Here is a 14,641-nt window from a genome sequence, read left to right as displayed (position 1 = left end):
CGAGAGCAATCGGCGATCAGCAAGGGCCCGACCCCGGTGCGCCCGGGCTCATCCCTGCGAATGCACGGAGCACGCCACGCGCCAAGCTCAGCGGCTTTCACCCGAGGCACAACTCCATCATGGATCCAGTCTGTACTCAACGCTGCTTGTGAATCCCCGACTGACGACGAAAGGGTCGATTTCTCCCAGCTGCGCGATTCCACGCAACCCCTTCTCATCAGCAACCTCACGATCGACGTATTGAAATCTCGTTTGCATGTACGGCTGGCCACGAGAAGGCTCCATGGGAAAAATTACTGCCGTGCGCGCAACGGGTCGGTCACCAAGCTCCAAACGAAGCCAGCTCTGCGCAGGTACCGCGGTCTGAAAGCATGCCTCCGGGAGCGTGATCTCCGGGTTCACTTTCGCCCCGTCCCGCCGCACATGCGATTCGCACGGCTTGAATGGCCCCAGGTCACTGCCGATACGAGTAAGCAGAGACAGGTGAACGGTTAGCCGGAGTTTCTCCTGCGCATCATTCTTCACATCAAATACAAACGATGTAGAAAACTTCTGACCGGGAGTCAAGTGGCCGCCGGGTCTCACCAGGCGACCGATTTTAACCAACCCTTTAAAAGGACTCAAATCTGCCGACGTCACACGCCAGGGCATACCTAGGTTGGCGCTCAACTCCCCATTCGTCAACACGTGGTCTGGCGACTCCACAGCGTGCCCTGTCACCGTGTACATGGCGCCGAGAACGTTCACCTCGGCTGCTCCGATATTTTCCAACTCCACGGTTGCGCGCATGTGAGTGACACCCTTATACCGACCCACATCATCAAGATGGGCGACCACATTTACCCGCGGGCGCTCGTAAGTTGGCTTGAAGAAAGTCAGATACCAAAACTGGATCGCCCCAGCCAACGGGAGAAGTGCCACGACTACCACCCACGCACCTTTCAGCAGGCCGGCCGGGTGCTCCATAATCGCACCAAAAAGCACGACAACTGCAACAATTAGCAATAGTAAAGTGATGCAGAATACGCCAATGTCCCAGCGATCGTGAACGCGACTGCTCAGCTCGATGCTGATTGGGATGAACAGGAGGGGGAGGGCGGACGCCTGGCTGGCAACAACGCTTGGAAACTCCCACGGTTTCCGCTGCCGACCACGCGAAAGCCGACCGACATCACGCCAGGCGACCAGACTGATGATCCCTACAGCGAATCGTAGTAGAATAGTGGCGGCTTGGGCGTCCCAGAAGCGAACAGTATCGACGAGAGCAGTTCCCGAAAAGGCGAAAAAATCAGACAAGAGGGCAAATCGAAGCGTCGCCAGAACTTTAGGAGAGTTCAGAGCCATGCCGTTATGTTAAAGGGTCGGATATGCTTCTACATAAGACGTCAGGCACGGCAAGTCTTTGGCCTTGCGTTCGTGGGGACGGCGAAGCGGGCGGCAGCCGCGAACTCCTCTTCGCATCCGGGCTGCCGTATGTGTTTTGTCGGGTTCACCGCCGCCCTCATGCTGGCCGTTCTCGGCGCCGCGGTTCCTGTTGCGCAGGCTGTCGTACCGGCCGTCACCGGGCCGACGTGCGTGAAGGCCAAGGGAAGTGTGGAGTACGACTCCGGTACCGGCCTGTGGACTTGCATAGGCGGCGAGTACGACGGCCAACCCATCACCACGAGCTGAGCGCCGGCCCGGCCCCGGGGGTTCGGGGCGGGCAACTCGGCGTACAGGCAGATTGACGGTGCGTCATCTCTGCAACTCGCGTGGCCGCAGGGGAGGCAGGAGTGCCCGGGGTGGTCGGGACGCAAGGGGCGGATGTTCCGGTCCGGTAACAAGAGTGACACCGTTCGCTCGCAGCGCGTAAGGTCTGCACCTGAGGTTCTTTGAACGCGTTCAGAGAACGGGGGATCCTGGGGAGGGGACGCAGTGAACGGGGCGGCGAAGGGTGCCATCGTCGGCGGGGTGTTTCTCGCGATGGTGGGCGGGGCCGGGTACGGGGTGTACGCCCTGGTCGGGGACAGCGGCCAGGGGCACGGCAAGGACGGCGGGGCAGCCGTCCGGGAGGAGAAGGCGAGCGGGCCGGTCACCGACAAGGAGGCCGCGCAGACCGCGAAGGCCTTTCTCGCCGCCTGGGCGGCCGGCGACGCGCGCGCGGCCGCCGACCTGACGAACAACGTGCAGGCCGCGCAGACGGCGGTGGCCGACTACCGGGCCAAGGCGTACGTGTCCAAGGCCGTGATCACCCCGGGGGCGCAGACGGGCACGACCATCCCGTTCGCTGTCGCCGCCGAAGTCACGTACGAGGGGGTGAGCAAGCCGCTCGCGTACGAGTCCAAGCTGACCGTCGTGCGCGGGCTCACCAGCGGCAAGCCGCTGGTCGACTGGCAGCCCTCGGTCATCCACCCGCAGCTCGGCAAGGACGAGAAGCTGCGCGCGGGGGCTCCAGCGGCCCCGCCGGTCAAGGCGGTCGACCGCTCCGGCGAGGAGCTGACCGCCGAGAAGTACCCCTCGCTGCGGCCGGTCCTCGACCAGCTGCGCCAGACCTACGGCGGCAAGGTGGGCGGCAAGCCGGGCGCCGAGCTGTGGATCGAGCCGACCGCGCAGGACGCGCCGAAGCGGACGCTGCTGACCCTGGTCGAAGGTGAGCCGAGCACGCTGAAGACGACGCTGGACGCGACGGTGCAGGCGGCCGCGGAGAAGGCCGTCGCCCGCTACCCCGAGTCCTCGGTGGTGGCCGTCAAGCCGAGCAACGGGCACATCCTGGCCGTGGCCAACAACCGCAAGGACGGCTTCAACGCGGCCATGCAGGGCACGCGGGCACCCGGCTCGACGATGAAGATCGTGACCTCGGCCATGCTGATCGACCGCGGCAAGGCGGCGGCCGACAAGCCGGCCGAATGCACCAGGGAAGCCTCCTGGGGCGGCCGCACCTTCCACAACCTGGACAACTTCGAGCTGCCCGGCGCCACTTTCGCGACCAGCTTCGCCAAGTCCTGCAACACCGCCTTCATCAAGCAGATCGACGACGTCAAGGACGACGCGGCGCTGTCGAAGGAGGCCCGGGAGGTCTTTGGCATCGGCCTGGACTGGAAGACGGGCATCAAGTCCACCGACGGCAAGGTCCCGGTGGCCGGCGGTGCGGAAGCGGCCGCCGCGTACATCGGGCAGGGCCAGGTCACCATGAACCCGCTGAACATGGCCTCCATCACGGCGACCGCGCGCAGCGGACAGTTCCACCAGCCGCTGCTGGTCGCGGCGGACCTGGACGGCCGTACGCTCGCGACCGCGGAGCGGCGCATGAAGCCGTCGGTGCAGCAGCAGCTGGTGCAGATGATGCGGCTGACGGCGACGAACGGCACCGCGGCGCAGGTGATGCGGTCGGTCGGCGGCTCGGACAAGGGCGCGAAGACCGGCTCGGCGGAGGTCGACGGCGCGGGCAGCCCCGACAGCTGGTTCACCGGCTACAGCGGTGACGTCGCGGCCGCCGCGATGGTCGAGGGCGGCGGCCACGGCGGGGACGCGGCGGGCCCGATCGTCGCGGCCGTGCTCAACTCCTGAGCCGGGGACCGGGTCCTGCGCCGAGCGGCAAGCAGGGCGCGGGCCACGCGGCGAAGGGTTTCGGGGCCCCGGAGGGGCACAGCGCCCCGGACCCGCGCTGCGACCGGGCCGCGTCAGAGGCTGGCGCGCACCGCCCGGACCAGTGCCTGGGCGCGGGGGTCGGCGGTGACCGACGTGGCGTGGGCGTTGGTGACGTAGCCGAAGCCGATGCCCGCCTCCGGGTCCGCGAAGCCGAGCGACCCGCCGCGGCCCGGATGACCGAAGGAGGCCGGGGACAGCAACGGCGAGGCCGGGCTGTGCAGCATGTAGCCGGGGCCGAAGCGGGTGTTGACCACGAGCACCCGGTCGGGCCCGGACGAGAGCTCCGTACCCGCCAGGCGGACCGTCTCCGGGGTGAACAGGCGCGGCCCGTCCTGCGTGTCGCCGAGCAGCGCCGCGTACAGGCCGGCCAGGCCGCGGGCGGTGCCGATGCCCGCCGAGGCCGGGAGTTCGGCGGCCCGGAACTCCGGGGCGTTCTCGTCCGCGAGCGGGGTGATCGCGGCGAAGGCGCGGCGGGTCAGCGAGGTGGGGTCCGCGTACGCCTCCGAAACGTTTCGCCGGGGCCGCGTCCGAAGACCTGCCGCCGTCTGCGGCGGCTCCACCGGACCCACCCGGCCCACCCGGCCCGACTCCGCCTCCGCCTCCGGCAGGCCGATCCAGAACTCCAGCCCCCTCGGGCCTGTCACCTCCTGCGCCAGCCACTGGCCCAGCGAGGCCCCGGTCGCCCGCAGCACCAGCTCCGACAGCAGCCAGCCGTACGTCTGCGCATGGTAGCCGTGGGCCGTGCCCGGCTCCCAGAAGGCCCGCTGCTCGGCGACCGCACGCGCCCCCGAGCTCCCGTCCACCGCCTCGGCGGGGGTCAGCGGCACGTCCAGCGCCGGCACCCCCGCCCGGTGGGCGAGCAGGTCCCGTACGAGGGCGTGCTCCTTGCCGCCCGCCTTGAACTCGGGCCAGTACGCCCCCACGGGCGCGTCCAGGTCCAGCAGCCCGCGCTGGTGCAGCAGCAGCGGTACGACGGCGGCCACGCCCTTGGTGGCCGAGCGCACCACCTGCGCGGTGCCCGCCGCCCAGGGCCGGCCGCCCTCCCCGCCGTCGACGTCCTGGGGGCCAGCCCACAGGTCCACGACCTTGCGGCCGTCCCGGTACACGGCCACCGCCGCGCCCCGGTCCCCGAGCACCTCGAAATTGCGTACGAAAGCGTCCCGGACGGCCTCGAAGCCCTCCGCCACCACACCCTGGATGTTCACGAGCGGTCCAACAATCGCCTGATCCGACTTATGCCACCGATACCGAACGCGGGTCGAAGCCGAAGGGCAGCTCCAGCCGGTGCGCCCGCATCAGCTCCTCGTCGCACAGCAGGTCCTGGGTGCGCCCGTCCGCGGCGATGACCCCCTCGCTGAGGATCACCGAGCGCGGGCACAGCTCCAGCGCGTACGGCAGGTCGTGCGTGACCATCAGCACGGTCACGTCCAGGGAGCGCAGGATGTCGGCGAGCTCGCGCCGCGACGCCGGGTCCAGGTTGGAGGAGGGCTCGTCGAGCACGAGGATCTCCGGCTGCATGGCGAGGACGGTCGCCACGGCGACCCGGCGGCGCTGGCCGAAGGACAGGTGGTGCGGCGGCCGGTCGGCGAAGGCCTCCATCCCGACCTGTTCGAGCGCCCCGCGCACCCGCGCCTCCAGTTCCGCACCCCGCAGGCCCGCGGCCGCCGGGCCGAAGGCCACGTCCTCCCGGACGGTCGGCATGAACAGCTGGTCGTCCGGGTCCTGGAAGACGATCCCCACCCGGCGCCGGATCTCGGCGAGGTTGCGCTTCTCCACCGGGAGCCCGGCCACCGCCACCGTGCCGACCCCGCCGTCGAGGATGCCGTTGAGGTGCAGCACCAGAGTGGTCTTCCCGGCGCCGTTGGGACCGAGCAGCGCCACCCGCTCCCCCTGTCCGACGGTGAGGTCCACGCCGAAGAGGGCCTGGTGGCCGTCCGGGTAGGCGAAGGCGAGGCCGCTGACCTCCAGGGACGGAGGAGAGGACGGGGGAAGGGAGGACGGAGGAAGGGAGGCGGAAGGAGTCACAGCGTCCATCCCATCAGACAGACGGCGAGGGCCGTCACGGGGAGGGCGGCCGCGTACGCCCACTGGGCGCGCGTGGCCGCGACGTCGTCGATCACCGGCATGGATCCGGTGTAGCCCCGGCTGACCATGGCGAGGTAGACCCGCTCGCCGCGCTCGTAGGAGCGGATGAACAGGGCTCCGGCCGTCTTGGCCAGGACCCCCCAGTGCCGGATGCCGGAGGCCTCGAACCCGCGCGAGCGTCGGGCGATCGACATCCGGCGCAGCTCGTCGGTGATCACGTCACCGTACCGGATCATGAACGAGGCGATCTGGACGAGCAGCGGGGGCAGCTTGAGGCGCTGCAGCCCGAGCAGCAGCGACCGCAGTTCGGTGGTGGAGGCGAGCAGGACGGAGGCGGCGACCCCGAGGGTGCCCTTGGCCAGCACGTTCCAGGCGCCCCACAGGCCGGAGACGCTGAGCGAGAGGCCGAGCACCTCCACCCGCTCGCCCTGCGCCACGAAGGGCATCAGCACGGCGAAGGCGACGAACGGGACCTCGATCAGCAGCCGGCGCAGCAGGAAGGCCGCCGGGATCCGGGCGGTCGCCGTGACCGCGGCGATGAGGACCGCGTAGAGACCGAAGGCCCACACCGCCTCGCGCGGTGTGGACACGACAACCACGACGAAGCCGAGCGCCGCGGCGATCTTGCAGTGGGGCGGCAGGGCGTGCACCGGCGAGTGGCCGTGCCGGTAGAGCTTGTGGGCGTGGCCGGCGCCCATGTCAGCCCGCCGCGGAGGGGCTCGCGGGCAGGGCTGCCGACTCGTCCGCGCGGCGACGGCGCACGGTCCAGAAGATCCCGGTGCCGACGGCGACGGTCGCGCCGACGCCGATGACCCCGGCGAGGCCGCCGGAGAGGCGGACGTCGTCGACGTCCTTGACGCTGTAGTCGGCGAGCGGGGAGTCGGCGGCGGCGTGCTCCTGGACCTTCTGGTCGATGCCCTGGTCGGCGGCGACCTTCTCCAGGCCGTCGGGGCTGGCGGAGGCGTAGAAGGAGACGAAACCGGCCAGCACGAGCGCGGTGACCAGGCCGGTGGCCCACACCTTCCGGGTCGAGCCGCCGGGGCGGGCCGCGGCGGCCGCGGGGGCGGCGACCGGGGCGTCGACCAGCTCGCCGCCCACGCGCAGCTTCAGCGGGGAGGCGAGCGTGCGGGCCCCGTGCACCAGGTCGGGCCGTACGGCGAGCACGGCGGCCACGGTCGCGGCGGTGATCACGGCCTCGCCGATGCCGATGAGGACGTGCACGCCCACCATCGCGGTGAACACCTTGCCGACGGACACGTCGGTGGTGCCGCCGAGGGCGTAGAGGAGGGTGAACGTGACGGCCGCGCCGGGCACCGAGAGCAGCGCCCCGGCGAAGGCGGCGACGGTGACGGAGCGGCGGGTGTCCGGCAGGAGCTTCAGCAGACCCCGGAAGACCGCGTAGGCGACGACCACGGTCACCACGGCCATGTTCACGACGTTCACGCCGAGGGCGGTCAGGCCGCCGTCGGCGAAGAGGACGCCCTGCATGAGGAGGACCACCGACACGCACAGCACGCCGGTGTAGGGGCCGACGAGGATCGCGGCGAGGGCACCGCCCAGCAGGTGTCCGCTGGTGCCGGCCGCGACCGGGAAGTTCAGCATCTGGACGGCGAAGATGAAGGCGGCGACCAGCCCGGCCAGCGGCGCGGCGCGCTCGTCGAGCTCGCGGCGGGCACCCCGCAGGCTCACGGCCACGGCTCCCGCGGCGGCGGCACCTGCGGCCAGTGACACGGGGGCGTCGATGAATCCGTCGGGCACGTGCATGGATGGGCTCCGCTTCTCCCCCGGACTCCTCCGGGGGGTACCCCGGGGCTGTCCGGGCCTTGACCTGAAAAACCTTTAACCGCTCAAGAATAGTGCCCTATTGCAAACCGTTGGCAAGAGCGTCCACCTCACAAAGACCGACGCGCGCAATGGTGGGAATGTGCGAGGCTGGGGGCAATACGGACGGATACGTTCCGATCTGAGGAGTCTTCTCGTGTCAGCCACCGCCGAGAATCCCCCCGCGACCGCAGCGACAGCGACCACGGCGACCGCGACCTCCCGGGCCGACGCCCCCGCGGCCCCCGCAGGCGCCACGGCCACGGCCACGGCCACCCCCACCGCCACTGCCACCGCCGTCGAGGAGCGCGTCGTCGCCCGTGTGATCAGCGACGATCCGCTCTACCGGAAGATCCCGGTCGCCCTGCGCTTCACTCCCACGGAGCCCCTGGCCGTCCGGATCGTCTTCCCCGCGGGCCTGTCGCCCGAGGGCACCGACAACGAGTGGGTCTTCCCCCGGGCCCTCCTGGAGTCCGGCCTCCAGATCCCGACGGGGACCGGGGACGTACGCGTCTGGCCCTGCGGCCGGGTCCAGGCGGTGGTCGAGTTCCACTCCCCCGAGGGTGTCGCCGTGATCCAGTTCGACATCGCCGCCCTGCGCCGCTTCCTGCGCCGTACGTACGCGCCCGCCGAGGCCGCTGCCCCCACCGCCACCCGGTAGGCCCAGCGGGCCGCAGGCAAAAACGGGCCCGGCCCCGCACCCGGTCATCGGGTGCGGGGCCGGGCCGTTCGCCACAGGGCGCGCGGGCGTCAGGCGTTGACCAGCTCGCGGTCCTTGTCCGGGCCCTCCGTGTCCTGCGCCGCTTCGCCGAGGTGCTTGCGCAGGCTCTCGCCCTCCACGTCCACGTTCGGCAGCAGCCGGTCCAGCCAGCGCGGCAGCCACCAGGCCTTGTGGCCGAGCAGCGCCAGCACCGCCGGGACGATCGCCATGCGGACGACGAAGGCGTCGAAGAAGACGGCGACGGCCAGGCCGAAGCCGATCATCTTGATCATCTGCTCGCTGGCGCCGATGAAGCCGGAGAACACCGCGATCATGATGACGGCGGCGGCGACGACCACCCGGGCGCTGTACTGGAAGCCGGTGACGACCGCCTGGCCCGGGCGCTCGCCGTGGACGTAGGCCTCACGCATCCGGGTGACCAGGAAGACCTCGTAGTCCATGGCCAGGCCGAAGACCACGCCCACCATGAAGATCGGCATCATGCTCATGATCGGGCCGGTCTGCTCCACCCCGAACAGCGAGCCGAGCCAGCCCCACTGGAAGACCGCGACGACCGCGCCGAGGGCCGCGACGACCGACAGCAGGAAGCCGAGGGCCGCCTTGAGCGGGACCAGGACCGAGCGGAAGACCACCATCAGCAGCAGGAAGGCGAGGCCGACCACGAGCGCCAGGTAGGGCAGCAGCGCGTCGTTCATCTTCTGCGAGAAGTCGATGTTCATCGCGGTCGCGCCGGTGACGAGGACGTCGTCCCCGCTGCCGTCGCGGATCGTGTGGACCAGGTTCTCGGTCTCCACCGAGGACGGGCGGTCCTTCGGGATGACCGTGATCACGGCGGCGTCGCCGGCCTCGTTGGGAGCCGGCGGGGTGACCGCGGCGACGCCCTCCAGGCCCTTGATCCGGCCCTGGGTCTCGTCGGCGAGCTTCTTGTCACCGTCGACGACCACGAGCAGCGGGCCGTTGAAGCCCGGACCGAAGCCCTCCGACAGCAGGTCGTACGCCTTGCGCTGGGTGGTGGAGACCGGCTGGGCGCCGTCGTCCGGCAGGCCCATCTCCAGCTTGCTCGCCGGGATGGCGATGGCGCCGAGGCCGATCACACCGACGAGCAGGACCATGACCGGGCGGCGCAGTACGAAGCGGGCCCAGCGAGTGCCGCCGTTGGGCTTGGGCGTGGCGCCGGCCGGGCGGCCCTTGCCGAACAGCCGGCTCTTCGTGCCCGCCGGCAGCACCTTCTTGCCCGCGAAGCCGAGGATGGCCGGGACCAGCGTCAGGGCGACCAGGACCGCGATCACCACGGTGGCCGCGGCCGCGAAGCCCATCTTGGTCAGCATCGGGATGTTGACGACGGCCAGGCCCACCAGGGCGATGACCACGGTCAGACCGGCGAAGACCACCGCGGAACCAGCGGTTCCGGCAGCGCGGCCCGCGGCCTCGTCCCGCTCCCGGCCCTCGGCGAGCTCCACGCGGTAGCGGGAGACGATGAAGAGCGCGTAGTCGATGCCGACCGCGAGGCCGATCATCATCGCGAGCGTGGAGGTGGTGGATCCGAGGTCCAGCACGTTGGCGAGCGCGGCGATCGAGGAGACGCCGATGCCCACACCGATCAGCGCGGTCAGCAGCGGCAGCCCGGCCGCGATCAGCGAGCCGAAGGTGATGACGAGGACGATCCCGGCGATCAGGATGCCGACGATCTCGCCCGAGCCCGTCTCGGGGGCCGTCATCAGCGCGTCGCCGCCGATCTCGACGGTCAGTCCCGCGGCCTTGGCCTGCGTGCCCGAGCCCTTGAGCGCATCGCGCGTCTCGTCCTTGAGCTCCATGCCGCTGACGTCGTACTTGACGCTGACGTAGGCGGTGGAGGCGTCCTGGCTCACGGCCTGGGCCTGGTACGGGTCGGTGACCGAGGCGACCTGGGCCGCGCCGGGACCGGACTTCAGGCCGGAGACGATCTTCTCGACCTCGGCCTTGTTCTTCGGGTCGTTGACCGTCGCGCCCGCGGGCGCCTTGATCACGATGCGGGCGGTGGCGCCGTCGGCGGCCATGCCCGGGAACTTCTTGTCCAGCAGGTCGAAGGCCTTCTGGGCCTCCGTGCCGGGTATCGAGAAGGAGCCCGACGTGGGGGCGGACGCCGTCGCGGCGCCGAAGCCGGCGGCGAACAGCAGCGCCACCCAGACGAGGGCGACGAGACCGCGGCGCCGGAAGGCGCCCCTGCCGAGTCGGTAGAGGAAGGTGGCCACTGAGGTGGTTCTCCCGTTCAGGTCGTGGGATGGATCCGGGATGGATCAGGGCGTGGAAAGCCGGCCCGACGACGAGAGCGGCGTGTCAGGAGCAGCAGAGGGACGTGCGCGAAGACTCAGACGCCGAGGGCGGGGAAGACCACGGCGTCGATGAAGTCCCCGAGGAAGGCCCGGTCGACGGACCGGTCCTCGATCAGCGGAAGCGCGATGAACGCGCCGACGAGCATGTGCGGGACGAAACAGAGGGCCGGACAGTCCGGGGCGACCTCGCCCCGGTCCACGGCCCGCTGGAGCATCAGCTGGAGACCGGTGATCTCCGGGTCGACCAGCAGGTCCCGCAGTGCCTTGTGAAGCTCCGGGCTCTCGTGGACCGCATGGGCCAGACCCCGCATCAGCGCGGTGTCCTTGGCCATCTGCGCATCGTCGGAGTGCTCGACCATGAGGTGGAAATCGCCGCGCAGGCTACCCGTGTCGATCTCCCGCAGGGACATCGGCTGGGTGCACCGCAGGGCCTTGGCGACCAGCTCCGGCTTGCTCCCCCACTGGCGGTAGAGGGTGGCCTTGCTGGACTTCGTACGGGCGGCGACCGCATCCATGGTCAACGCCTCGTAGCCGACCTCGCGCAGGAGGTCGAGGACCGCCCCGTGCAGCTCGGCTTCCCGCTCGGGGGTGATCCGGCTGCGCCGCGAGGGAACTTCGTCGATCATCTGCGACACCTCCTTGTCCATCCATCCGAACGAAACTGTTTCGTACGCCTCGATACTACTCCCCTCCCCTAGCGAAACGAAACCGTTCCGTTTCGCTGGAGGATGTGGCATGGATCACGTGTACGAGTTGCCAGGCCCCTGTCGCCCGGAAAGCATTGTGGGGTGAGTCACGACGCCGCGTACCTCCGATTCCCGCACCTGCACGGCGATCTGCTGTGCTTCGTCACCGAGGACGATCTTTGGGTAGCGCCCTTGGTTCCGCCTGGAGAACCGGTCGGCCGGGCCTGGCGGATCACGGTCGACCGGACCAGAGCCGGCCATCCGCGCTTCTCGCCGGACGGGCGGCACATCGCCTACACCACGTGGCGCAGCCTCGATCCGGAGATCCACTTGGCCCCCGTCGACGGCGGCCCGGCGCGCCAGCTCAGCTACTGGGGCTCCACCGACACCCGCGTCTGCGGCTGGACCCCGCCCGACAAGGACGGCCGCAGCGACATCCTCGCGGTGTCCTCGCACGGTCAGCCCTTCTCCTACTACGCGTGGGCCTACAGCCTGCCGGCCGACGGCTCCCCCGGCGGCCAGCTGCCCTGGGGCCCGGTCTCCGACATCGCCGTCCACGAGGAACCCGGCGGCGAGCGCCGCACGCTGCTGCTGACGGGCAAACCCCCGCACGAGCCCGCCGCCTGGAAGCGCTACCGCGGCGGCGCCACCGGCCGGCTCTGGCTGCACGGCACACAACTGCTGGAGCACATGGAGGGCCACCTCGACGCGCCGATGTTCGTGGACGGCAGGATCGCCTTCCTCTCCGACCACGAGGGCATCGGCAACCTGTACTCCTGCCTGCCCGACGGCACCGACCTGCGCCGGCACACCGACCACGAGGAGTTCTACGCCCGGCACGCCTCCAGCGACGGCTCGCGGGTCGTCTACCAGTGCGCCGGCGACCTCTGGCTCGTCGAATCCCTGGCCCCCGAGGCCGTCCCGCGCAAGCTCGACGTCCGGCTCGGCGGACCCCGCCCGGGCCGGCGCACCTACCAGGTCCCGGCCGCGCACCACGTCGACTCGCTCTCCGTCGACGCCACGGGGCGTGCCAGCGCGGTCGTCGTACGGGGCAGCCTGTACTGGCTCACCCACCGCGACGGACCCGCACGGACCATCGCCGACACCCCGGGCGTACGGGTGCGGCTGCCCGAGATGCTCGGCAGCGGCGGGCAGGTCGCGTACGTGACGGACGCGGAGGGCGAGGACGCGATCGAGATCGCCTACCTGCCGCGGGCCTCGGGGGAGCGGGAGCCCCGGCGGCTGGCCTCGGGGAAGCTGGGCCGCGTACTGGAACTGCTGTCCGATCCGGACGGCGAGCGGCTCGCCATCGCCTCCAACGACGGGCGCCTGCTGCTCCTCGACGCGGCGGAGGAGTCCGACGGCGAGGTGACGGAGCTCATCCGGTCCGTCAACGGGCCCGTCACCGACCTGGCCTTCTCCCCCGACGGAGCCTGGCTGACCTGGTCGCACCCGGGTATCGGGCGCTCGCTGCGGCAGATCAAGATGGCCAGGATCTCCGGCCCCGGGCCGCGCACCGTCGTGGACGTCACCAACGGCCGGTTCGAGGACGACCATCCGGTCTTCACCCGGGACGGACGCTATCTCGCGTTCCTGTCCTGGCGCGGTTTCGACCCGGTGTACGACGTCCACACCGGCGACCTGTCCTTCCCGCTGGGCTGCCGCCCCTACCTGGTGCCGCTGTCCTCGGCGACCCCCTCGCCCTTCGCGTACACGCCCCACGGCCGGCCGGCGGCGGGCGGACTCGACCCGGTGGAAGGCGAGTCGAGCGAGGGCGACGGCTCGGTGATCGTGGAGGTGGAGGGGCTGGAGAGCCGGGTCACGCCGTTCCCGGTCACGGCCTCGAAGTACTCCGCGCTCTACCCGGTGCACGGCGGCGGCCTGGTGTGGCTGCGCTGGCCGATCTCGGGCGCGCTCGGCGAGACCTTCGCCAACCCGGCCGACACCAGCGGCAAGCCGACCCTGGAGCACTTCGACATCACCAAGGCCCGCAAGAGTGAACTGGCCTCCGGGCTGGACTGGTTCGCGGTCAGCGGCGACGGCACCCGGCTGGTGATCAACGACGACGGCGACCTGCGCGCGGTCCCGGCGACCGAGTCGGGCGACAGCGACTCCACCGTCTACCTGGACCTGCGGCGCATCCACCACGAGGTGGACCCGGCGGCCGAGTGGCGCCAGGCCTTCGAGGAGGCCGGCCGGCTGATCCGTGCGTACTTCTGGGAGCCGAAGATGTGCGGCATCGACTGGGACGGGGTGCTGAGCCAGTACCGCCCCCTGGTCGAACGGGTCGCCTCACCCGACGAGTTCGCCGACCTGATGCGCGAGGTGCTCGGTGAACTCGGCACCTCCCACGCCTACGTCTCGCCCCCGCGCCGCAACGAGGGCCCGCCGCACTACCAGCGTCCGATCGGCCTGCTCGGCGCGAACCTGGTGCACCGCGAGGAAGGGTGGATGGTCAAGCGGATCCTGCCCGGCGAGTCCTCCGACTCCAAGGCCCGCTCGCCGCTGGCGGGGAGCGGGATCCGGGAAGGCGCCATCCTCACCCACGTGGACGGACGGCCGGTGGACCCGGTCACCGGGCCCTACCCGCTGCTCTCGGCGGCCGGCGGCACCACGGTCGAGCTGACCTTCCGGCCCGCCGACGGCGAGGGCCGGCCGCGGCGGGTCGCGGTGGTGCCGCTGATCGACGAGCGGCCGCTGCGCTACCACGACTGGGTGTCCAAGCGGCGGGCGGTGGTCCGCGAGCTCAGCGGCGGCAAGTGCGGTTACCTGCACATCCCCGACATGGGCGGCTCGGGCTGGGCCCAGTTCAACCGGGACCTGCGCATGGAGATGTCCCGGCCCGCCCTGATCGTGGACGTACGCGGCAACGCGGGCGGGCACATCAGCGAGCTGGTGGTGGAGAAGCTGAGCCGCTCGATCCTCGGCTGGGACCTCACGCGCAACGCCCAGCCGGTCAGCTACGCCTCGAACGCGCCGCGCGGTCCGATCGTGGCGCTCGCCGACGAGGCGACCTCCTCGGACGGCGACATGATCACCGCGGCGTTCAAACTGCTGGGGCTCGGCCCGGTCGTGGGCCAGCGCACCTGGGGCGGGGTGGTCGGCATGACCGGCCGGCACACCCTGGGCGACGGAACGGTGATCACGGTGCCGATGAACGCCGCCTGGTTCCCGGAGTACGGCTGGTCGGTGGAGAACCACGGCGTGGAGCCGGACCTCGCGATCATGCGCACCCCGCTCGACTGGGCGGAGGGACGGCACGCCCAGCTGGACGACGCGGTGTTCCTGGCGGTGGAGTTGCTGGAGCAGGAGCCGGCCGCGGTGCCGCCCGGCTATGCGGACGTACCGGACCTGCGGCGTCCGAAGCTGCCGCCGCGCGAGTAGGGCGT

Annotated in this window: 10 protein-coding genes; 3 read left to right on the top strand and 7 right to left on the bottom strand. The window is 70.7% G+C overall.

Translation table 11 applies throughout. From position 1 onward, the window contains the following. Positions 1–117 precede the first annotated feature (117 nt). The gene (locus tag AB0B01_RS05365) at positions 118–1,344 is read right to left on the bottom strand and encodes a hypothetical protein (protein WP_361713107.1); all 1,227 of its coding nucleotides are present in this window, start codon (positions 1,342–1,344) and stop codon (positions 118–120) included. Between the two features lie 570 nt (positions 1,345–1,914). On the opposite strand from AB0B01_RS05365, the gene AB0B01_RS05360 reads away from it, so the two are divergent. After that, positions 1,915–3,546, top strand: a complete 1,632-nt coding sequence (locus AB0B01_RS05360) for a penicillin-binding transpeptidase domain-containing protein (protein WP_361713105.1) — start codon at positions 1,915–1,917, stop codon at positions 3,544–3,546. Positions 3,547–3,659: 113 nt separating this feature from the next. Here the strand turns inward: AB0B01_RS05360 and AB0B01_RS05355 are convergent, their stop codons facing one another. Genes AB0B01_RS05355 through AB0B01_RS05340 form a run of 4 tightly spaced genes read right to left on the bottom strand, consistent with a single transcriptional unit; the run spans position 3,660 to position 7,476 of the window. Further along, the gene (locus AB0B01_RS05355) at positions 3,660–4,832 is read right to left on the bottom strand and encodes a serine hydrolase domain-containing protein (protein WP_361713104.1); all 1,173 of its coding nucleotides are present in this window, start codon (positions 4,830–4,832) and stop codon (positions 3,660–3,662) included. A gap of 28 nt (positions 4,833–4,860) precedes the next feature. Continuing rightward, entirely contained in the window at positions 4,861–5,652 is a 792-nt protein-coding gene (locus AB0B01_RS05350; protein WP_361713102.1) for an ABC transporter ATP-binding protein, read from the bottom strand. Beyond that, on the bottom strand, positions 5,649–6,410 hold the full coding sequence (gene cbiQ / locus AB0B01_RS05345; protein WP_361713100.1) for a cobalt ECF transporter T component CbiQ: 762 nt from the start codon (positions 6,408–6,410) through the stop codon (positions 5,649–5,651). Before cbiQ ends, AB0B01_RS05350 begins: the two co-directional genes overlap by 4 nt. 1 nt (position 6,411) lies before the next feature. Beyond that, positions 6,412–7,476 carry an energy-coupling factor ABC transporter permease gene (locus tag AB0B01_RS05340; RefSeq protein WP_361713098.1) on the bottom strand — a complete coding sequence of 355 codons (1,065 nt, stop codon included), beginning with the start codon at positions 7,474–7,476 and terminating at the stop codon, positions 6,412–6,414. Between the two features lie 214 nt (positions 7,477–7,690). Between AB0B01_RS05340 and AB0B01_RS05335 the strand changes: the two genes are divergently transcribed. Beyond that, on the top strand, positions 7,691–8,194 hold the full coding sequence (locus AB0B01_RS05335; protein ID WP_361713096.1) for an SsgA family sporulation/cell division regulator: 504 nt from the start codon (positions 7,691–7,693) through the stop codon (positions 8,192–8,194). Positions 8,195–8,283: 89 nt separating this feature from the next. Here AB0B01_RS05335 and AB0B01_RS05330 read toward each other — a convergent pair whose 3' ends face one another. Further along, a complete protein-coding gene (locus AB0B01_RS05330) occupies positions 8,284–10,485 on the bottom strand; it encodes an MMPL family transporter (RefSeq protein ID WP_361713094.1) in 2,202 nt (733 codons plus the stop codon). 116 nt (positions 10,486–10,601) lie between these two features. Then, positions 10,602–11,192, bottom strand: coding sequence for a TetR/AcrR family transcriptional regulator (locus tag AB0B01_RS05325; protein WP_361713092.1), 591 nt, complete (start codon positions 11,190–11,192; stop codon positions 10,602–10,604). A gap of 162 nt (positions 11,193–11,354) precedes the next feature. On the opposite strand from AB0B01_RS05325, the gene AB0B01_RS05320 reads away from it, so the two are divergent. Beyond that, a complete protein-coding gene (locus AB0B01_RS05320) occupies positions 11,355–14,636 on the top strand; it encodes a S41 family peptidase (RefSeq protein ID WP_361713090.1) in 3,282 nt (1,093 codons plus the stop codon). Positions 14,637–14,641: the final 5 nt, after the last annotated feature.

This window comes from Streptomyces sp. NPDC044571, from assembly GCF_040647115.1.
Taxonomy (GTDB): domain Bacteria; phylum Actinomycetota; class Actinomycetes; order Streptomycetales; family Streptomycetaceae; genus Streptomyces.
Note: the sequence above shows the minus strand (reverse complement) of the source record. Positions and strands in the feature narration are given on the sequence as shown.

Bases quoted from the DNA above. Each gene is read 5' to 3' on its own strand.
- cbiQ (WP_361713100.1), bottom strand. From the start codon at position 6,410: ATGGGCGCCGGCCACGCCCACAAGCTCTACCGGCACGGCCACTCGCCG.
- AB0B01_RS05365 (WP_361713107.1), bottom strand. From the start codon at position 1,344: ATGGCTCTGAACTCTCCTAAAGTTCTGGCGACGCTTCGATTTGCCCTC.
- AB0B01_RS05340 (WP_361713098.1), bottom strand. From the start codon at position 7,476: ATGCACGTGCCCGACGGATTCATCGACGCCCCCGTGTCACTGGCCGCA.
- AB0B01_RS05325 (WP_361713092.1), bottom strand. From the start codon at position 11,192: ATGATCGACGAAGTTCCCTCGCGGCGCAGCCGGATCACCCCCGAGCGG.